The 19,660-nt window shown below is 59.3% G+C and carries 18 protein-coding genes; 7 read left to right on the top strand and 11 right to left on the bottom strand.

What is annotated here, in order from left to right; genetic code table 11:
- Nucleotides 1–173 precede the first annotated feature (173 nt).
- From ACHMW7_RS13445 to add (ACHMW7_RS13420), 6 genes are all read right to left on the bottom strand, one after another.
- Complete coding sequence (locus ACHMW7_RS13445; protein WP_395451322.1) at nt 174–854, bottom strand: helix-turn-helix domain-containing protein; 681 nt, start codon at nt 852–854, stop codon at nt 174–176.
- Between the two features lie 91 nt (nt 855–945).
- Complete coding sequence (locus ACHMW7_RS13440) at nt 946–1,878, bottom strand: ABC transporter permease (protein WP_395450711.1); 933 nt, start codon at nt 1,876–1,878, stop codon at nt 946–948.
- Nucleotides 1,875–2,939 (bottom strand): ABC transporter permease, encoded by a 1,065-nt coding sequence (locus ACHMW7_RS13435; protein ID WP_395450710.1) that lies wholly within the window; start codon nt 2,937–2,939, stop codon nt 1,875–1,877. The genes ACHMW7_RS13440 and ACHMW7_RS13435 overlap by 4 nt, the downstream gene beginning before the upstream one ends.
- A complete protein-coding gene (locus ACHMW7_RS13430) occupies nt 2,936–4,516 on the bottom strand; it encodes an ABC transporter ATP-binding protein (RefSeq protein WP_395450709.1) in 1,581 nt (526 codons plus the stop codon). The genes ACHMW7_RS13435 and ACHMW7_RS13430 overlap by 4 nt, the downstream gene beginning before the upstream one ends.
- 64 nt (nt 4,517–4,580) lie before the next feature.
- Nucleotides 4,581–5,612 carry a BMP family protein gene (locus tag ACHMW7_RS13425; RefSeq protein ID WP_395450708.1) on the bottom strand — a complete coding sequence of 344 codons (1,032 nt, stop codon included), beginning with the start codon at nt 5,610–5,612 and terminating at the stop codon, nt 4,581–4,583.
- Nucleotides 5,613–5,671: 59 nt separating this feature from the next.
- A complete protein-coding gene (gene add, locus ACHMW7_RS13420) occupies nt 5,672–6,730 on the bottom strand; it encodes an adenosine deaminase (RefSeq protein ID WP_395450707.1) in 1,059 nt (352 codons plus the stop codon).
- A 294-nt stretch (nt 6,731–7,024) separates the two neighbouring features.
- Here add (ACHMW7_RS13420) and ACHMW7_RS13415 point away from each other — a divergent pair, with 294 nt between their 5' ends.
- Nucleotides 7,025–7,858: a helix-turn-helix domain-containing protein gene (locus ACHMW7_RS13415; RefSeq protein ID WP_395450706.1), complete on the top strand. Its 834-nt coding sequence runs from the start codon at nt 7,025–7,027 to the stop codon at nt 7,856–7,858.
- A gap of 60 nt (nt 7,859–7,918) precedes the next feature.
- On the opposite strand, the gene ACHMW7_RS13410 is transcribed toward ACHMW7_RS13415, so the two are convergent.
- From ACHMW7_RS13410 to ACHMW7_RS13400, 3 genes are all read right to left on the bottom strand, one after another.
- A complete protein-coding gene (locus ACHMW7_RS13410) occupies nt 7,919–8,950 on the bottom strand; it encodes a BMP family protein (protein WP_395450705.1) in 1,032 nt (343 codons plus the stop codon).
- Between the two features lie 87 nt (nt 8,951–9,037).
- Nucleotides 9,038–10,051 (bottom strand): PDR/VanB family oxidoreductase, encoded by a 1,014-nt coding sequence (locus tag ACHMW7_RS13405; protein WP_395450704.1) that lies wholly within the window; start codon nt 10,049–10,051, stop codon nt 9,038–9,040.
- 108 nt (nt 10,052–10,159) lie between these two features.
- Entirely contained in the window at nt 10,160–11,215 is a 1,056-nt protein-coding gene (locus tag ACHMW7_RS13400; RefSeq protein ID WP_395450703.1) for a Rieske 2Fe-2S domain-containing protein, read from the bottom strand.
- 217 nt (nt 11,216–11,432) lie between these two features.
- Between ACHMW7_RS13400 and ACHMW7_RS13395 the strand changes: the two genes are divergently transcribed.
- The gene (locus ACHMW7_RS13395) at nt 11,433–12,266 is read left to right on the top strand and encodes a helix-turn-helix domain-containing protein (RefSeq protein ID WP_395450702.1); all 834 of its coding nucleotides are present in this window, start codon (nt 11,433–11,435) and stop codon (nt 12,264–12,266) included.
- Between the two features lie 125 nt (nt 12,267–12,391).
- Here ACHMW7_RS13395 and add (ACHMW7_RS13390) read toward each other — a convergent pair whose 3' ends face one another.
- On the bottom strand, nt 12,392–13,495 hold the full coding sequence (add, locus tag ACHMW7_RS13390; protein ID WP_395450701.1) for an adenosine deaminase: 1,104 nt from the start codon (nt 13,493–13,495) through the stop codon (nt 12,392–12,394).
- 206 nt (nt 13,496–13,701) lie between these two features.
- Between add (ACHMW7_RS13390) and ACHMW7_RS13385 the strand changes: the two genes are divergently transcribed.
- Nucleotides 13,702–14,535, top strand: coding sequence for a helix-turn-helix domain-containing protein (locus ACHMW7_RS13385; protein ID WP_395450700.1), 834 nt, complete (start codon nt 13,702–13,704; stop codon nt 14,533–14,535).
- Nucleotides 14,536–14,850: 315 nt separating this feature from the next.
- Here ACHMW7_RS13385 and ACHMW7_RS13380 read toward each other — a convergent pair whose 3' ends face one another.
- The gene (locus ACHMW7_RS13380) at nt 14,851–15,873 is read right to left on the bottom strand and encodes a LacI family DNA-binding transcriptional regulator (RefSeq protein ID WP_395450699.1); all 1,023 of its coding nucleotides are present in this window, start codon (nt 15,871–15,873) and stop codon (nt 14,851–14,853) included.
- Nucleotides 15,874–16,171: 298 nt separating this feature from the next.
- Between ACHMW7_RS13380 and ACHMW7_RS13375 the strand changes: the two genes are divergently transcribed.
- The 4 genes from ACHMW7_RS13375 to ACHMW7_RS13360 all read left to right on the top strand — a co-directional run bounded on the left by ACHMW7_RS13375 (nt 16,172) and on the right by ACHMW7_RS13360 (nt 19,656).
- Nucleotides 16,172–17,494, top strand: a complete 1,323-nt coding sequence (locus ACHMW7_RS13375) for an ABC transporter substrate-binding protein (RefSeq protein WP_395451321.1) — start codon at nt 16,172–16,174, stop codon at nt 17,492–17,494.
- Between the two features lie 94 nt (nt 17,495–17,588).
- Nucleotides 17,589–18,536, top strand: a complete 948-nt coding sequence (locus ACHMW7_RS13370; protein ID WP_395450698.1) for a carbohydrate ABC transporter permease — start codon at nt 17,589–17,591, stop codon at nt 18,534–18,536.
- A complete protein-coding gene (locus tag ACHMW7_RS13365; protein WP_395450697.1) occupies nt 18,533–19,471 on the top strand; it encodes a carbohydrate ABC transporter permease in 939 nt (312 codons plus the stop codon). The genes ACHMW7_RS13370 and ACHMW7_RS13365 overlap by 4 nt, the downstream gene beginning before the upstream one ends.
- Nucleotides 19,468–19,656 (top strand): hypothetical protein, encoded by a 189-nt coding sequence (locus ACHMW7_RS13360; protein WP_395450696.1) that lies wholly within the window; start codon nt 19,468–19,470, stop codon nt 19,654–19,656. Before ACHMW7_RS13365 ends, ACHMW7_RS13360 begins: the two co-directional genes overlap by 4 nt.
- Nucleotides 19,657–19,660: the final 4 nt, after the last annotated feature.

Raw genomic sequence — 19,660 nt, 5'->3', positions numbered from 1 at the left:
GTTGCTGTTGCCGAACAGTGTGTCCAGCACGTTGCGCGCCACCGTCGTTCGTGCTGCCCGTGCAAGCTGCTTTCTCGCCTGCCAGCGAAGAGATAGTTCCCTTTAATTTCGAGTGGCGGCTAATCATCAACTGTAGTCGACCATGCCAAGCCGGGAAGTCGCCGCAAAGGAGATCAGTCCTCTCCACCGCCGACGCCGTATGAAATGATCGAGAGGAAGCTGATAGGCAGCTTGATCAGTTCATCGGGGCCATGCGGGGCGTCGGCGTCGAAAAACAGGCTGTCACCCGGTGTCAGTCGGTAGCTTGACGCGCCGTGGCGGTAGCCGACCTCGCCCTCTAGCATATACAGCAGCTCCATTCCGGCATGCTGAAACAGCGGAAACGTGTCCGTGTCTTTGGTCAGCGTGATGAGGTAGGGCTCAACCGAGATTCCGCCGGCGTTGGAGCCGACATAGCCCAACAGCCTGTACTGGTGACCAGCGCGTGTGCCGCGCCGTCCGACCTCGACACCCGTCCCGGCCTTCACGAAGACGGCGCTGCGCTCTTGCTCGAACTGCCTGAGCAACGACGATAGTGGCACCGCCAAAGCCCGGGCAAGCGCCTGCAACGTGGCCAATGATGGCGATATGTGGCCATTTTCGATCTTGGACATCATGCCGAGCCACACACTTGCGGCGTCCGCCAATTCCGCAAGGGTCATGCCATGACGCTTGCGACAAGCACGCACCTCGCGGCCGATCGCGATCTGCAGCCGGCTCTCGCCGCCGTCGCGTGTCGAATGCGGGTTCTGGCAAAGGGAATAGCTTGCGGCCTGTTCGGCAAGCTCGATCTGACGATCGCAAGCGTGTCCCAAAAAGGCAGGATGTGTTTCTTCCACCTTCGTTGACCTTCCGCGCAGGGTTGCTGGAACAGGCTTCTGAGAAGCCCCTGGCTCGGCTTGCGTGTCACTCGCGCGAATACGGGAACCCGAGCATTGCCGGCTGGCCGGTTCGGAAGCGAACCCCCATCAAAAGGATGATCGAGGCGATATAGGGCAAAGCGAGCAACAGCTGGCGCGGCACACCGACGCCGACAACCTGGGCGTGGGTGGCGACAGCCTCCAGGAAAGCAAATGCCGCCACCGCCATCAGCACGCCCTTGGGCTTCCAGTTTCCAGCGATCAGCGCGACGACCACGATCCAGCCGCGTCCGGCAGAAAAATCGGCGATGAAGCGATCAGAAAAGGCAAGCATCAGGAAGCCGCCACCGAGCCCGGTCATGGCGCTGCCGAACATCACCGCACCATATTGGCGAACAGGCACGCTCAGCCCCTTGACGTCGAGCGCCTTCGGGTTCTCGCCGAGACACCTCAGCTCCAGGCCATAGCGCGTGCGGTAAAGCAGGAACCAGATCGCTGGTACGATGAAGAACGCGGCATAGGTCAAGAGACGCTGCGAAAACAGCACGGGACCGATGAAGGGGATATCCGACAGGAAGGGCAGCGGCACGTCTTCGAAACCGGCGAAGGACGGTTGCGGGCCACCGCGAACGTAGCTTTGAAACCAGTACAGCGTGATGCCCCCGGCAAACAGGTTGAGCCCGAGGCCGGTGACGAAATGATCGACGCGCATCGTCGCCGTCATGAAGGCGATGATAAGGCCCATGACAGCTCCAGCCAGGATCGCCGCCAGCACCGCCAGCCACAATGAGCCGGTCGACGTCGCCACGAAATAGGCAACGAACGACCCCATCAGCATGGTGCCTTCGACGCCCATGTTCCAGATCCCGGCGCGCTGGGTCACGAGTTCGCCCATCGCCGAAAACAGCAGTGGCGTCATCGTTCGCAGGGTTGCGGCGAAGATGCTGATGAGGATGGCTTCCTGAAACAATCCGCTCATGACGCGGTACCCCTGACGATCTTGTAACGCGCCATCACGCTGGCACAGAGGACGAAAAGCAGGATGATGCCCTGCATGGCAGGCACGAGAGACGCTGGTATGTCGCTGACCACCCGCATCGACACGGCGCCGCTTGCCAGCCCGCCAAACAGCAGCCCCGCAAGCACAGTACCCAGCGGTCGCAAGCCGCCGATCATGCCGACGATGATGCCCGCATAGCCAAGTCCGATCAGGTTGTCGGCCTTCAGCCGGTGGCCGACGCCGTAGAGTTCGATGACGCCGGCAAGGGCTGCGAGACCGCCGCTGATGCACATCACCGCGATGATGGTCTTGGCGATATTGGTGCCCTTGTGGCCGAGCGCGACGGGATTGGTCCCCAGCGCCTTGATCTCGTAGCCCAGTGCCGTGCGGTCGAGCATGACGGCACAGCAGATTGCTGCAATGAACGGCAACAGCACGCCGAAATGCAGCTTCGTTCCAAACAGCAGCGGCAGATGTTCCGCCACTGGAAGCGGCACCGACTGCTGATAGGACGCGCCGTCGCCGATTTCGGCCCAGGGGCCGCCCGCCAGCAGGTAGGACAACAGGTAGATGGCAAGGTAGTTGGTCATCACGGTCGAAACGATCTCGTTGACGCCAAAGCGCGTCTTGAGGATCGCGCATGCCCCGCCCAGCAGAAGCCCGCCGGCGACGCCAAACAGGATGACCCCGGGAAAGAACAGCAGTGGCGGCAGGCCAGCCAGGACCTGGCTGCCGAGATAACCGGCCATCGCGCCGGCGAAGACCTGGCCTTCCTGGCCGATACTCCATATCTGGCCCCGGAAAGCGATGACGGTCGCCAGGCCCGTCAGGATCAGCGGCGTCGACTTGATGAGGGTCGTCATCACCGCCTTTTGCGAACCAAAGGCACCGAAAAACAAAGTCCTGAACGCCTCGAGCGGATCGGCCCCGGCCGTCGCCACAATGAGTGCGGAGGCCAGCATTCCCGCGGCGAGTGCGGCCACCAGCGTGCCGGCGGTCCACCATGGATTGGCTTCAATGCGCCGTTCGATCCGGATCATCGTCCAGCCTCCATCCTGCGTCCGGCCATCAGCATGCCGACCTCTTCCACTGTCGTTGTCTTGGGATCGACGACGCCGACGATCTCGCCCTTGAACATCACCGCGATGCGGTCGGCGAGATTGAACAGATCGCTGAGCTCTTCGGAGGCGAGCAGGATCGCAAAGCCCTCTTCGCGCTTCTGCAGCAATTGGGCGTAGACATATTCGATGACGCCGATGTCGAGGCCGCGTGTCGGCTGGTTGGCGAGCAGCAGCCCCGACGCATGCAGGAACTCGCGTGCCAGGATGACCTTTTGGGCGTTGCCGCCGGAGAGGTTTTCGACCGGCACTTCGTCGTCGCGCGCGGCGATCTGGTACTGGGCCATCATTGTCTTCGACAGCGCTGCGATCTTGCCGCGGTCCAGAAACAGGCCGTTGCGGTACTTGGCGGTCCGCTGCCAGCCGAGGATGAGATTTTCGGCAATGCTGAACGGTCCGACCAGGCCCTCGCGAAAACGGTCGTCGGGAATGTGTCCCACGCCCCTGTCCATCATCGCGCGCGGTGTAAGCCGGCTGACGTCTTCGCCGTTCAGCCTGATCGTGCCTTCGCGCGCCCAGCGCACGCCCGAAAGCACCTCGAAAAGCTCCTTTTGGCCATTGCCTGCAACGCCGGCAATGCCGAGGATTTCGTGCCGCGCGATCGACAGCGACACCTGGTTCAGCACCGCCTCGTTCCAGTAGCCCCTGGCGCCGAGACCGCTGACTTCGAGCACCGTATCGCCGGGCGCAATTGTCGATTTGTTGACCGAAAACGACACCTCGCGGCCAACCATCAGCCTCGCCAGTTCCTCAGGCGACGTGTCCCTAGTCTGGACGGTGGCGACTGTCTTGCCCTTGCGCAGAACGGTGACGCGGTTCGACTGCATCACTTCGGCGACCTTGTGGGTGATCAGGATGATCGACATCCCATTGGCGCACATCTTGCGCATGATCGCGAACAGGCGCGCGGACTCATCAGGTGTCAGCACCGCCGTCGGTTCATCGAGGATGAGGATCTGGACGTCGAGGTAAAGCGCCTTGAGGATCTCGACCCATTGCTGACGCCCGACCGCCAGTTGCCAGACATAGGCGTCGAGATCGATTTCGATGCCATAGGCGTCGCACAGGCTGTTCAGCTTTTGCCTGGCCGCCCTGTCGTCCAGCCGCCAGCCGGATTTCTGGGTGCCGACAATGATGTTCTCCAGCACGGTGAACTCGGGCACCAGCACGAAATGCTGATGCACCATGCCAATGCCGAGCTTGATTGCGTCCCGTGGCGAGTGCATCTCGACAGGCTGGCCGCGCACGACGATCTGCCCGGCATCCGGCGTGCAGAAACCGAAGATACAGGCCGACAAGGTCGACTTGCCTGCGCCATTTTCGCCGAACAGGCAATGGATCTCGCCGACCTCCAGGTCGAAGTCGACGCCGTCATTGGCCGTCACGCCGGCAAAGCGCTTGGTCAGACCTTCAACGTGCAGCGCCAGAAGCGCTTCCCCAGTGCCCGCCTTTCTGGCATTCGCCGGCGTCGGATCTTTGATGCTCGGTAAGAGCGACATGGTGGTTCCTTGATCAAGTTCACTCGAAAAAACTGCACAAGCAGCCGTGGAGGTGGCGCAGCGGCTAATCTGACTTCGGTTCCGATAGGTCGACTGGAATTTTGAGTTCACCTGCGGCGATCTTTGCCTTTAACGTCTCAACTTCCGTCCGCACGTCCACTGGCAGGCTCGCTTCCAGATCATGGTAGGGAGCAAACGCGGCTCCGCCATCCTTCATGCCGAACCAATTCTCCTTCACATTGCCGCCGTAAGGCTTGCCTTCCGCCTTGTGGCTCCACCAGTTTTCGATGATCCACATCAAATCAGGGTCCCAGACGGCTACGGTGCTGCTGACGATCGTGGCCGGCGAAAAGTGGCTTTCATCCTGGAAACTGCCGAAGCACAGGATTTTCGCGGCCTCGCATGGCTTGAAATTTCCCGACAGCTGGAAAATCACATCGGCACCGGCAGCTATCTGGGCGCCGGCATATTCAGCCGCCTTGGCGGGATCATACCAGGATCCGACGAACGCTACTTTCCGGGCGATCGCCGGATTGACTGCCCGCGCACCGGAAAAAAATGCGTTGATCGAGTCATTGATGTCCTCGATGGAAAAGGGCGCGACGACGCCAAGCACATCGGATTTGGTCATCCGTCCGGCCAAAACGCCAAGCAGATAGGCAGGTTCGTGGAGGCGCTTGTAGACCCAGTATTGATTGCCACCGAGGCCCTCATTGCCGGCACCGACGACGACGAAGAGGATTTCCGGGAACTCGTCCTTCAGCTTCTTGACCTGGTCGGAATAGCTGCTGTGTGCCCAGATGATGTCGTAGTCACCGCTTTCGGCGAACAGGCGCATCGCATCGCCGGCGTCGTCGCCCCACAGCGGTTCAGTCGACTTCCACTCGATGTCGAGGCCATGTGGCTTTGCTTGTCTGACGCGCTCGAGCGACTTGATCAGCGTCGCATCGAAGCCATGGTCCAGACCAGCCGACAAGATGACGGCGATGCGGAGTTTGTCGGGTGACGCCGCGTACGTGCCGTTCGTATGTCCGAAAACGGCGAACAAAGTCAGCGCCCAGATGGCTAGTAATCGTCTTGATAATTGACCTAACATTCCATTGCTCCCATTGATTTTCAGACGGCGCCTCTGTTTTTTATTACGCCGTCGCGGCCTTATGCAGACGTGACTGCATCACTGTTTTCCGCATCCAGAAGAGCAATTTGCTCATCGATCTCGCGCGACCATGATGCGCGCCAATCCCGCTTGACGGACTCGTCGAGCCACGACGCCTCGAGCGAATTGAGCGCAAACGCCTTCAATGCGGCGGCATCGAGATTCATGTGCGTGGCAAGCAGCTGATATTCGTTGGCCAGATCGGTCTCGAACATTGGCGGATCATCCGCCGCGACAACGATCATCAGCCCGGCTTCGATCATTTGTCGAATGGGGTGGTCCTTCGCGGCGAGATCGCGCCAGATCGTCACCCCAACGGTTGAACTCGGGCAGATGGTGAAGACGGTCCGGTCTGCACGACAGCGGGCAACCAGATCGAGATCCTCCATCACACGATAACCGTGGTCGATACGCTCGACCTTCAGCAAATCCAGCGAGTCCCGCACGTTGGACGCCGGACCGCCCTCTCCGGCATGAGCAGTGCGATGAAGTCCCGCCTGACGCGCCCGATCGAAAAGCGGCTTGAATTGTGCTGGCGGGAAAGGTGTTTCGTCAAAATCGAGACCGATACCGATCACCTTGTCGGTTCGGTGGGCAAGCACCATGTCCAGAAATTCGAAACCACGCTCAAGCCCATGTTCGCGATTGTGGGCGGGTATCAGCTTCGAAATCAGCCCGAAATCCGTCTCGATATCGTCCATCGCGCGGAATATGCCGGCAAGCATGGTCTGATAGGCCACGCCGCATTCCAGATGCACATGCGGACTGAAGAAGAACTCGACGTAGCGAGCGCCGCTGTTAGCGCAGCTTTGTAACATCTCGTAGGTGATGAGATGGAAATCGTCGGCATCTATCACCGACCTGGAGGCCATACTGTAAACCTTTAGGAAATCCAGAAGATTATCGTATTTATAAATATCAGATAAAGCTCTATGATCCGGAACTTCCAGTTTATTTTTTTTGGATAATTTAAGAAATGTCTCTGGATTTATCGCACCTTCCAAGTGTAGGTGGATTTCTGTTTTCGGGATATTTCTTATGAATTCTTCCAGACCCATTGATCTTCTCCATCCTAATGGCAGCTCAAGACCTCTATCGCGTCAACGTCGCACGAGTGAGTACGGATGCCGTGCGATAGTCATTTTTGTCGACAATCACGGATGGATTTCCATCATCGATCGGGCCGAGCTGTCTCTTCGCTATGACCGGATTGTCGTGCATCGCGGCGCCAAGCGGAATATCGCCGCCGATCCGAAGCATGTCTTGAATTAAGATTACGCTGGGCTAATGTTTGGAATGCCCGGAGAGTGGCGCGAGCTGCCCATGGGCGAATAGCTGGGTGGAGCGAGCCAGTGGACAGCGTGGTAGATCCCGAACATGGCTTCTCGTTTGGCGAAGCCGACTACTCAATCGGAGGGGTCTACGGACCACTGACCAGACGCTATGCTACGTTGCTGATGATGCACGAAGGCAGCGCCAAGGTGACATGCGATGGGGAAGTCACCATCGTCGAACCCGGGCAATGTGGCTTCATCCTGTGCGAAGGCGTTTCGCTATTCGAATATGAGAAAGGCCAGCGCGACAGGGTGAGTTGGTGCGAGGGATTTCCGGCCAGCCTGCCGGAGTCCGTTGCCTTGCGCCTGCGCGACGTGCCGTCTCAAATTCCTGTCACCGACCGGCTGGCAACACTTGTGCGCCTGGGTCTGGAACTGGGCTCAGGGACCGGCGCCTACGTCAACATGCTCCGGAACAACTTGGGGCAGTCGCTGTTTACCGCCTATTTCCATGAAGCACAGGTCTCGGAGCTGGAGAGGCACATCCCCCGTTCGATTCATCAGGCCCGGCGTTATTTGGAGGACAATTTCGAAAAGGAGATGACTGTCGGCCACGTGGCGGATGTGGTGGCCGTCACACCCCAGCATCTGATCTCATCGTTCCGAAAACACATCGGAGTAACGCCTGTCCGCTATCTCTGGCAGGTACGGGCGAACCGTGGCAAGCAGCGCCTCTTGCATACCGGCCTGACGATCGCAGAAATCGCGTATCAATGCGGCTACAAGAACCCCTTTCATTTCTCGCGCCAGATCAAGCTGCATTTCGGCATGTCGCCTACGGAACTGCGGGCCAATATGGACTACCGCAAACCAAGTCGTGTTGCCGAAAACGCAGTGAACATGGTCTTTTGACTGGCGACTGGGCACCGCCTCCTGCCGGAACCGACCTCCCGGGCCGGCAGGAGCGTTGTCTCAATTGGGCTTGGGGGCTGATACATCGAGCGGCACCTTGAATTCGCCTGAGATGATCTTTGCCTTCAGCGCCTCGACCTCGGCCTTAACCTCTTGCGGCAGCGTCGCCTCGAAGCCGTGATAGGGAGCCATCTCGGCGCCGCCATCCTTCATGCCGCGCCATATCCGCTCGGTGCTGCCGGCAAGCGGCTTGCCCTCGACCTTGTGCTGCCACCAGGCCTCGACGACGTGCATGATGTCCGGATCCCAACGGATCACCGTGCTGCTGACGATGGTGGTGGGCGAGAAGCTGGACTGATCCTGATTGCTGCCGAAGCAGATGATCTTCGCAGCCTCGCATTCCTTGAAGTTGTCGGTCTGCTGGAAGATGACGTCGGCGCCAGTGGCGATCTGCGCATGGGTGTATTCGGCTGATTTGGCCGGGTCATACCAGGACTCGATGAAAACGACCTTTTCCTTGATCGACGGATTTACCGATCTGGCGCCAGCAAAGAAGGCGTTGATCGAGTCGTTGACGTCGTCGGCCGGAAATGTCCCCACAGTGCCAAGCACGTTGGACTTGGTCATCCGGCCGGCGATGACGCCGAGCAGGTAGGCAGGTTCGTGGACACGCTTGTAGAGCATATACTGGTTGCCGCCCAAACCTTCATTCCCCGAACCGGTGACGACGAAGAGTATGTCGGGGAACTCGTCCTTCAGCTTCTTGACCTGGTCGGAATAGGTGCTGTGCGCCCAGATGACGTCATACTGGCCACTTTCGGCGAACAGCCGCATGGCGTCACCGGCATCGTCGCCCCATAGCGGGTCGGTGTATTTCCAGCTCAGTTCAAGCCCGTGCGGCTTCGCCGCCTTCACTCGCTCCAGCGATTCAATCAGCGTTCCGTCCCAGCCACTTTCCACACCGGAAGCCAGGATGACGGCGATACGGAGCTTGTCCGGATTTTCAGCGCGCGACACCGACGACAGCGCAAACAGCGCGAGCACAGCCATTGCCAAGGAGGCAACCAGCCTGCCGGTCAATCGTCCAATCATGATTTCCAACTCCCATTGGTTGTCTGGCCTGGTTCGTTCCGGCCCTGCTTTGCCCGGTGTATGTCCACCGGTGCATATTTCCCTCGTTCACAGATCGAGCACGACGATTTCCGACAGCGCCCGCGAACAGCATGGCGTCATCTGGTCATTGGCGGCATGTTCGGCATCGGTCAGGTAGAGGTCGCGGTGATCGGGCAGCCCGGCAAGCACGCGGGTGACGCAGGTTCCACAGATGCCCTGCTCGCAGGATACCGGAATCTCGATGCCGTTGGCGCCGAGGACCGAGACCACGCTTTCGCCTGCCGGAACGGCAAAGACCTGACCGGTGCTGGCAATCTTGACGGCAAACGGTCTTTCATCGGATGCCGCGACATCAGCGATCTTGCCGAAATATTCGCGGTGGATGGTTTCCTTCGGCCACGACCGTTCGGCTTCGCCGATGACGGCATCCATGAAACCGCGGGGGCCGCAAACATAGAGGTGCGTGCCCTTTGGCTTCGACTGTAGCAATGCCGCGATGTTCAATTTGTGCTCGGGCGGCCCATCGTCGAGATGAAAAAGAACCTGCTTCTCAAATGGAGCCGCGTCAATCTCGGCGCGAAAAGCCATCCGGGCAGCGCTTCGGGCACAATAGTGCAGCGCGAAATCCTGTCCCAAAGCCGACAGCCTGTGGGCCATGGCGAGGATCGGCGTGATCCCGATGCCCCCGGCCAGCAGCAATGATGACGGCGCTTGTTCGTTGAGCGGAAAGGCGTTGCGTGGGTGGCTGATCTCGATCACGTCGCCTGAGCTCAGCATATCGTGCATGAAGATCGAACCGCCAGCGCCCTGCTGATCACGCAGCACGCCCAGACAATAGCGGTGACGCTCCTGCGGATCGTTGCGAAGTGAATACTGGCGAACAAGCCCGTTGGGCATGAAGACATCGACATGCGACCCCGCGGTGAACGCCGGCAGCTCCTCGCCACTGCGATCGACCAGTTCGAAGCCGGCAATATCCTGGGCCTCGCCGGTCTTGGCGGCGATCAGCACCTGCAGGCGCGCGGAACGGTTGACCTGGTGGATCATAGCATTTCCATGGGCAGACAGCGCGATGTTCATGCTCGGCTCCTTGCTGCAGGCAAATCGCGGAACCTTGTGGTCGGAACCAGGCACCTCGGTTCGAACATCGCGGCAGTTCCGATTTCCACTGGACTGGCTTAAGCTCGTTCAACTCGCGATCGGCGCGCCGAGTCCGAATTTCTTGGCAAGCGCACGCCGGTACTCAAGCGACAGGCGATCGCACGGAACGTGGATTTCTTCGGTCAGATCGAGCGGCAGATCTTCCGGTCGCTGTTCCTCGACCATCGACTTGTCTTCATCGTTGATCAGCATCTGGAATTTCTTCCAGTACTCGCCGTCCGGATTGCCGGTCGTATCGGTGAGCAACTGGAAAATGCGGGTTTCGCGGGCGGAAACCGGACACACCGTGTCCGCCAGATATTGCACGTAGTCCGACCCTTCCGGATCGATGATGATGATTGTCGAGAACGGATAGGTCAGCTCATAGCTGTAGACGACGTTGCGCTCGGTGCCCTCGACGCCATCGGGATAGTAGTTTGCGCCGTTCGGGTATGGATAAGAGAAGCGCAGCCCGAATTCCGCGTGATCGACAGTATATTGCGGAATCGGAACCGCTGTCGCCGAGCCAAAGCTTTCGGCATGGACCCACGGGAAATGGGCGACATCGTTGAAGTTCTCGACATGGCGGCTGGCTGCCGCATTCCAGGTGTCCTTGGGCAGATAGACCGTCTTCCAGGCCGCGTTGGAAAGACCAGGCCATTCAGGGATCGGCCAGATCGGCTCACCCTTGAGGCATACCCAGATTATGCCGTAGCGCTCCTCCGACAGCACAGTCAGCAACCTGAGTTTCGGCGGAATCTTTGCGGTTGGATCGGTCATCGACGGGATCTTGGTGCACTGCCCGCCATGGTCGAAATGCAGGCCATGCATCGGGCAGACGATCTGGTCGTCGGCCATCCAGCCGGAGCTGATGCGGGTGCCGCGGTGGGGGCAGATATCGCGGGCGACGGCTATCCCTTGGGAGGTTCTATAGAGGACAAGGTCGACATCCAGGAGGCGGGCCCGCACCGGCTTTTCGCCAACTTCGTGAGCATATTCCACGGGATGCCAGAACGATGAGAGGATATGCCAGTCGCTCTCCGCGAATGTGCATCCGGGCGGCAGCTCGCTCTTGGTTTTCGAGTTGTCGACGGGCAAGAACATGCTTCTGCTCCCTGGAGCGCAACCCTATTTTTGCCATCTCTGGCCTTGTCGGGTCGGGCTGATTTTTCTTAGTTGGATAGTCGACGAAGAGAGGTCCTTGCGGAATGTCCTGGCCGATATAATGGATATCTTCAATGAAGATCGCAGCAGGCTAATGTTTGACGCCTGGAGGGCGCCGGGGTAACCAGCCGGCGCCACCATGGCCGGGAGCCAACCAATGCAGACAATCGTCGACCCCGAACATGGCTTCACTTTCGGTGAGGCGATGTACAGCGCGGGAGGGGTCTATGGCCCGCTTCGCAATCGCTACGTCACGCTGCTGCTGGTCCACGAAGGAACAGCCAAGGTGACCTGCGACGACGAAGTGACCTTGGTGGAGAGTGGCGAATGCGGCGTCTTTCGCAACGAACGTTATGTTTTGTTCGAGTATGGCGACAGCAAGCGCGGCAGGGTGAGCTGGTGCGAAGGTTATCCAGGAATTCTGACGGATACGATTGCGCTGCGTTTGCGCGACGTACCTGCCAAGATTCCGATCTCCGATCGGCTTGAGGCGCTCCAGCGCCTCGGCGTCGAATTGGGCTCAGGATCCGCGGCCAATCTCAACATGTTGCGCAACGCGCTGGGACAGTCGCTCTACGCGGCCTATTTTCACGAAGCGCAGATATCGGAGCGCGATCGGCATATCCCCCGCCCCGTCCACCGCGCCAGAAATTATATCGAGGAAAATTCGGAAAAAGACGTCACCATCGACGCCGTGGCGGAGCTGGTGGCGCGCACGCCACAGCATCTCATTTCATCGTTTCGCAAACATATCGGCATGACGCCGGCCCGCTATCTCTGGCAGGTGCGTGCAAAACGCGGGCATCACCTGCTCTTGCACAGCGGTCTCACCGTAGCGGAAATCGCCTATCAGTGCGGCTACAAGAACCCGTATCATTTCTCGCGCCAGATCAAGCAGCACTTTGGCATGTCGCCAACAGAAGTGCGCACGAACATGGGCTACCACAAGCCAAGCGAAGTTGCAGAGGACACGATCGACATCGCATACTGAGCCGCGTCGAATTTTCCCTGGCATTGCCAGCTGGGCCCGCGACGGGGCAAGCCCAGCTGATGTCTGGTGATAGGGCTGCCCGGTCACCTGCGGTCGCCCTTTGCTGGCGGCGCGGAAAGCCGGACTTAGTTGGGCGACAACTCTGCCATCAGGCCGTCGATCTCTTCCGACCAATCCTGCAGCCACTGCCTCTTGGTGGATGCATCGAGCCAGGAGCCTTCGATGCCCGCCAGGATGGCGTCCCGGATGTCGCGTGGCGTGAACTTCAGCTGTTCCACGGCCTTGACGTATTCGTTTTCGAGGTCGGTGAAAAACATCGGCGGATCGTCGCTGTGGATCGAAAGCGTCAGGCCGGAGTCGAGCATCTGGCGGATGGCGTGATCAGGCGCCGACAGATCGTGCCACGCCGATGTCACCGCAGCGGTTGAAGGACATACGGTGAAGAGCACCCCTTCGTCCTTGCAGCGCTGCATCAGTTGCAGGTCATTGACGACATTGTAGCCATGGTCGATGCGCTCGACCTTCAATGCATCGAGCGAGCCCTTGATGTAGGCGGCCGGCCCCGTTTCGCCGGCATGCGCGGTCACATGCAGCCCCGACTTGCGCGCATAAGCAAAGACATCGGCAAAAGGCTCGGGCGGAAATGGCGCTTCGTTGAAGTCCAGGCCGATACCAATGACTTCGTCGGTTCGATGGGCGAGGATCAGCTCGACCATCTCTTGTCCAGCCACCGGCCCACGCTCGCGATTGATGCCAGGGACGATGCGGCTGACAATGCGAAGGTCCTTTTCGGCGTCCTGCATGGCGGTCAGGATGCCCTTCAGTTGCGTTTCGTAGCTGACACCGCAATCCAGATGCGCATGCGGGCTGAAGAAGAACTCGACATAGCGCGCGCCGCTGCGGGCACAGCGCTCGAGCATCTCATATGTGATGCGCCTGAAGTCGTCGACGTCGACCACGCTTGCCGACACCGCGGAATAGATGACGAGGAAATCCTCAAGGCTCTTGAAGCGATACAGATCCTTGGCATCGTCGACTGGTGGCAAATGCACGCCATTCTTCCTGGCCAGGTCCAGCGCGGTCTGCGGGTGAATGCTTCCCTCCAGATGGAGATGAAGTTCCGTCTTTGGAACTTTCCTTATGAACTCTCGTAGATTCACCGATCTTCTCCCTGCCAACCAATTTTCCAAATTTGCATTGCGCGGACATGGGACGGTTGGCCGGGCCATCCTTCCAGCCGGTCAACAACAGTCGTTGGCCCTTATCGCCGGCTGCGTCTGGTCGTCTCGTCGCAATGGCTGAAGTGTCCTGCATCAAGACATCAAACGAAATATCGCCGACGCTCCGAAGCATGTCTTGAACTAAGATTCCGACGGGCTACTGTTGTGGAATGCAACGCGATCACGGACAGTCCAGCGACCATTGGGACGAGCGGATGCATATCGTCGTCGATCCGGAAGACGGCTTCTCTTTTGGCGAGGCTGTCTATTCCGTCGGGGGAGTCTACGGACCGCTCACAGGCCGCTATGCGGCCTTGCTGATGGTGCACGAGGGCACCGCCAAGGCGATATGCGACGGCGAAATCACCATCATTGAAGCCGGTGAATGCGGCCTGTTCCTGGGCGAGCAGTTGTCCTTGTTCGAGTATGAGAAGGGCAAGCGCGACAAGGTCAGCTGGTGCGACGCATATCCCGACAATCTGCCGGAGGCAGTCGCGTTGAGCTTGCGCAACGTGCCGGGTCGGCTGCCGATTTCCGAACGGCTGGCGACGATCCAGAGGCTCGGCCTGGGACTGGGCAACGGCGCAGACACCAGCGTTCTTCGCGACGCATTAGGGCTGTCGCTGTTCACTGCCTATTTCCATGAGGCGCAGATATCGGAGCGGGAACGGCACATTCCCCGCTCAATTCATCGGGCACGGCGCTATCTCGAGGAGAACTTCGAAAAGGAACTGACCATCGCCCGGCTGGCGGATCTGGTCGCGCTGACACCCCAGCATCTGATCTCGTCGTTCCGCAAGCATATCGGAATTACACCGGTTCGTTATCTCTGGCAGTTGCGGGCGTCCCGCGGGCGCCAACTGCTCCTGCATAGCGATCTGCCGATCATGGAAATCGCCGAGCGGTGCGGCTACAAGAACCCTTACCATTTCTCACGTCAGATCAGGCAGCATTTCGGCATGTCGCCGACGCAGCTGCGCGCCCAGGAAGGTTATGGGCCATCGAACGCCGGAGAACGCACGAGCGGCCTGATCGAGGACGGAGTTTGAGCCCGAGGTTTGGTCGGCAGCCACTGAACAATGCCTGGGTTTGGCGCGATGCCGTGACGGCGCAGTCGGGCCAAGAATGCTGGCCCGGATTGAGCATCTCCGGCCGAGCCGGCTACGCGGCCGGAGCTTCTGCGCGAACGGCCAATGTTACGCCACGCAACTCGGCTGCGCGGCAATGCTGCTGCAAAAAAGCAGCAACAAAGACACCGACTATCCGCCTTCCGAGGCGGCGTCGCTGCCAAGGCCTCATAGCTCCCGGCTCAACCTGACACACTCGACGTTCGCGAAGGCTTCGGGGATCGCAGACACAGGCCGTCAAAGGTTGTCCTTGAGTAAGATCTCGATGCGCAGTTGATCCTGGGATCTCACCGGTTCCCTGTTATCAGCGCGTGCGCGTAACAGGCGAACTGCGCTGCGCACTGCATGTCCGGGATTTTGGGCAATCACCGCGTCGATCTGGCCCGCCTTCAACGCCGCGACGCTGAATGGCGTACGCTCATGAGCGACAACCACCATTTCATCGAGGTTCACCAGTTCGGAGATGCAGGTGATTGGCCCCCGCGCCTCGGCGCTCATCACATAGATCGCAACGACATCGCTGTTGTGCTCCAGGGTCAGGGACACGATGCGACGCGTACGCTCATTGTCAGCATGTGTTTCGAGTGACGGCAAGACTTTCAGATTGGGAAACGCCTCGTTGATGATGGTGTCAAATCCCAGGCGACGTTCGATACTGTCCTGTGCGCGCATGGTTTCGGCAATGACCATGACGCTCCCATTCTTGTTGTGAGAGAAACGCCCGACAATGCGCGCGGCCGTCGCTCCCGCCGCATAGTTGTTGATGCCGACAAAATCCGTTTCTGCGGTCTGTTCCTTGCCCCACAGCAGCCGCACGACATGTATGTCGCGCTCGCTCAGGCGGTGCAAGGCGTCGCGCACCTGCGGGGACTCGGGCGCCATGATCGCAACGCCCTGGACCTTGGCCCTGTCGAGTGAAGCGAGGCTGTTGGCGACCAGATGGGGGTCCTCGATCGGGATCTGAACGATCTCGGCGGTGACCATCTCCGACCTCAGGGCGTCATTGACGGCCGCGATCTCGCGCATGATCTCCTTCAGGTACTGGTCGCCGGCCTGCGGCAGCAGGAAGCGAAACCTGTAGGTGGTGTTACGGGCGAGATTGACGGCCGCCAGGTTGCGCACAAAGCCGATGCGCTCGATCGCTTCATTGACCTGTCGCTCGGCCTTCTTGCTGACATTGGGACGATCGTTCAGGACGCGGTCGACCGTGGCAAGGCTCACGCCCGCCGCTATAGCCAAATCCCTTGCTGTCGGTCTCATCGCTTCCGCCTACCCAGTTCCCGACCATATCTAAGTTTCATCGGCGTCGACGGCAAGACGATTTTGGGGTGCGCACCTCAAAAACCGCTTGCACTGACGTGCGCACCTCATTTATATAAATTTTCAGATGCACCCTGCATTGGGAGGAAACTTTTGCAGGGTTTGCGTCGCAGGGAGGAGCCGTGCCGGAACGCACTGAGGTGCGAGCCTCAATTCTGGCAACCTCTTCCGAAATTGAATTCGAAATAGCTCCGTCTCCTGCGCGAGCTTCTTTTGGGAGGTTACAACCGTGAAATCTCTGCTTTTGAATTCCGTCGCCATGGCCGGCATGGTGACAGCCATCAGCGCCGCCACAACATCATCCGCCAAGGCCGATGACTTGACGCTTTGTTGGGCCGCCTGGGACCCCGCCAATGCCCTGGTCGAACTCTCGAAGGACTTCGAGGCGCAGTCCGGCAACAAGATGAAATTCGAGTTCGTGCCGTGGCCAAATTTCGCCGACCGCATGCTCAACGAACTCAATTCAGGCGGCAAGTTGTGCGACCTGCTGATCGGCGACAGCCAGTGGATTGGCGGCGCCGCCGAGAACGGCCAGTATCTGAAGCTCAACGACTTTTTCGATGCCAATGGCATCAAGATGGACGATTTCATCCCGGCGACCGTGACCGGTTACGCGCAATGGCCGAAGAACACGCCGAACTACTGGGCACTGCCCGCCTTTGGCGACGTTGTCGGCTGGACCTACCGCAAGGACTGGTTTGAGCGGCCCGACCTGCAGGCCGAGTTCAAGCAGAAACATGGCCGCGACCTCGCCGCCCCCAAATCGCTCGACGAACTCAAGGACATCGCCACATTCTTCCAGGGCAGGCAGATCGACGGCAAAACCGTCTACGGTGCGGCGATCTATACCGAGCGCGGATCCGAAGGCATCACCATGGGCGTGACCAACGTCCTCTACAACTACGGCTTTGAGTACCAGGATCCTCAAAAGCCCTACAATCTCGAAGGCTTCGTCAACTCAGACAGCGCGGTCAAGGGGCTCGAGTTCTACAAGGAGCTTTACAATTGCTGCACGCCGCCCGGCGCATCCAACTGGTACATGTCCGAAGATATCGATGCCTACAAATCGGGCCAGGTCGCGCTGCAGATGAACTTCGCGTTCATCTGGCCGGGCGTGGAGGCTGATCCCAATGTGGGCGGCGGCAAATCCGGCTACTTCCCGAACCCGGCCGGCCCTAACGGTCATTTTGCACAACTGGGCGGCCAGGGCATCTCGGTCGTGGCCAACACCGAGCACAAGGACGCCGCTCTCGACTACATCAAGTGGTTTGCACAACCCGAGGTCCAGAAGAAGTGGTGGTCCGTGGGCGGCTATTCCGCCATGCGCTCGGTGGTCGAGGATCCAGGCTTTGCGTCCAGCCAGCCCTATGCGCAGACCTTCCTGGATTCGATGGCGATCGTGAAGGATTTCTGGGCCGAGCCCTCCTATGCATCCCTGCTGCTGGCCATGCAGAGCCGCGTCCACAACTATGTCGTCGCCGGCAATGGCACCGCCAAGGAAGCGCTCGACGGCCTCGTCAAGGATTGGGACGAGGTCTTCGAAGAAGAAGGCAAAAATTAGCCTCGGGTTTCTCCCTGACCGTCCTCCCAAGGACGCGTGCGGAGCCGGCATTGTCCGGCTCCGCACAACCTCCGCCTAGCGAGAAGTGAACCGCATGTCTGAACCAACCCTTCAGGGCGTTGCGCAGGCGACGCCGCCGAATATTCGCCGGAACATCAAAAGCCTCTCCGATAGAGCCATTGCCTGGATATTCATCGGCCCGACGATCGTTCTCCTGCTGGCCATCAACATATTTCCGCTGATCTGGACGATCAGGCTGAGCTTTACAAATTTCCGCGTGAACCGGCCAAACAGTCCCGTCGACTTCATCGGGCTCGACAATTATCGGCGCATTCTGACTGACGACGACATCTGGAACACGATGCAGGCGACAGCTCACTTCTTGTTCTGGACCATCGTATTGCAGGTCCTGATCGGCTTTTCGCTGGCATATCTGATCAACAAGAAATTCCGCGGCAACGATTTGTGGACGACGCTGATCGTGCTGCCGATGATGTTGTCGCCCGCCGTGGTCGGCAATTTCTGGACGTTTCTGTATCAGCCGCAAATCGGCCTCTTCAACTATGTCGTCGGCTTCCTCACGGGCCAGGATCCGGCAGGTTTTTCCATGATCGCCGACGTGCGCCTGGCGCCCTGGGCCATCGTGATCGTCGACACCTGGATGTGGACGCCGTTCGTCATGCTGATCTGCCTTGCCGGTCTGCGGTCGATCCCCGACAGCATATATGAGGCTGCCGAATGCGACCGGGCAAGCAAGTGGCGGCAATTCTGGACCATTACCATTCCGATGATCCTGCCGTTCCTGATGCTCGCCGTGCTGTTTCGCGGCATCGAAAATTTCAAGATGTTCGACCTTGTCGTGCAGCTTACCGGCGGCGGCCCCGGCTCCACCACCGAGCTGACATCGATCAACCTGAAACGCGAAGCCTTTGAGAGATGGCGGACAGGCTACGCCTCCGCCTATGCCGTGATCTTGTTCGTTACGGTTTTCGGGCTCGCCTCCATCTACGTCAAAGCCTTGAACAAGGTCAAAGAACGATGAGCTACTCAGTCACCGAACCATCGGCAAGGCAGAAGTGGTTCGCCGGCACGCTGGTGGTACTCTACACACTCGTGACGTTGTGCCCGCTGCTGTGGATTATCGCCACGGGCTTCAAGACACCGTCGGATGCGATCGCCTACCCGCCCAAAGTCGTGTTCCAGCCTAGCCTTGAGGGCTACGTAAACCTGTTCACGACCCAGACGCGCGCCAATGCCGAAACGCTGGCAAAGGCTCCCCCACCGGCTAGCTGGTATGAGCAGATCGTGCGCGACAACGGCATGCTGATCGCCGGCCCCTCCCGCTATGGCGAGCGGTTCCTCAATTCCATCATCATCGGCTTCGGCTCGACCCTGTTGTGCATGGTCCTGGGGACGGCAGCCGCCTACGCCTTCTCGCGCTTCAAGGTGCCGCTGAAGGACGATCTTATGTTCTTCATCCTGTCCACCCGCATGATGCCGCCGATCGCGGTCGCCATTCCGGTTTTTCTTATGTACCGGCAGCTCGGACTGAGCGACACGCATCTGGGAATGATCCTGCTCTATACGGCCGTCAACCTGTCCCTTTCGGTCTGGCTGCTGAAGGGCTTCATCGACGAAATCCCGATCGAGTACGAAGAGGCAGCTCTGATCGACGGCTATTCGCGGTTTCAGGCTTTCTATAAAGTCGTGCTGCCGCAGGCCGCGACGGGCATTGCATCCACCGCAATCTTCTGCCTGATTTTTGCCTGGAACGAATATGCTTTCGCCGTGCTGCTGACGTCCGGCACGGCGCAGACGGCACCGCCCTTCATCCCAACAATCATCGGTGTCGGCGGTCAGGACTGGCCTGCCGTTGCCGCTGGCGCAACCTTGTTCCTGTTGCCCGTAATGGTGTTCACCATTCTGCTGCGCAAACACCTTCTTCGCGGCATTACCTTCGGTGCGGTGCGCAAATGACCCAGTTTGTCAGGGGGCTTCTGCACTTTCGACGTGGCGCCTGGGAGTTGTTGGCATCGGTGCTGATCGCACTGGGCGTGGCCATGCTCATGCAGCCATTCGCGCTGTGGCTGTACACCTACTCCTTCATTGTAACCCTGATCGGCACGGTGATGTTCATCGTGACGAGCCACTTCCCGGAGTAACGCG

It is taken from the genome of Aminobacter sp. UC22_36, from assembly GCF_044056035.1.
Lineage (GTDB): Bacteria > Pseudomonadota > Alphaproteobacteria > Rhizobiales > Rhizobiaceae > Aminobacter.
This window is presented reverse-complemented; position numbering and strand designations above follow the sequence as displayed.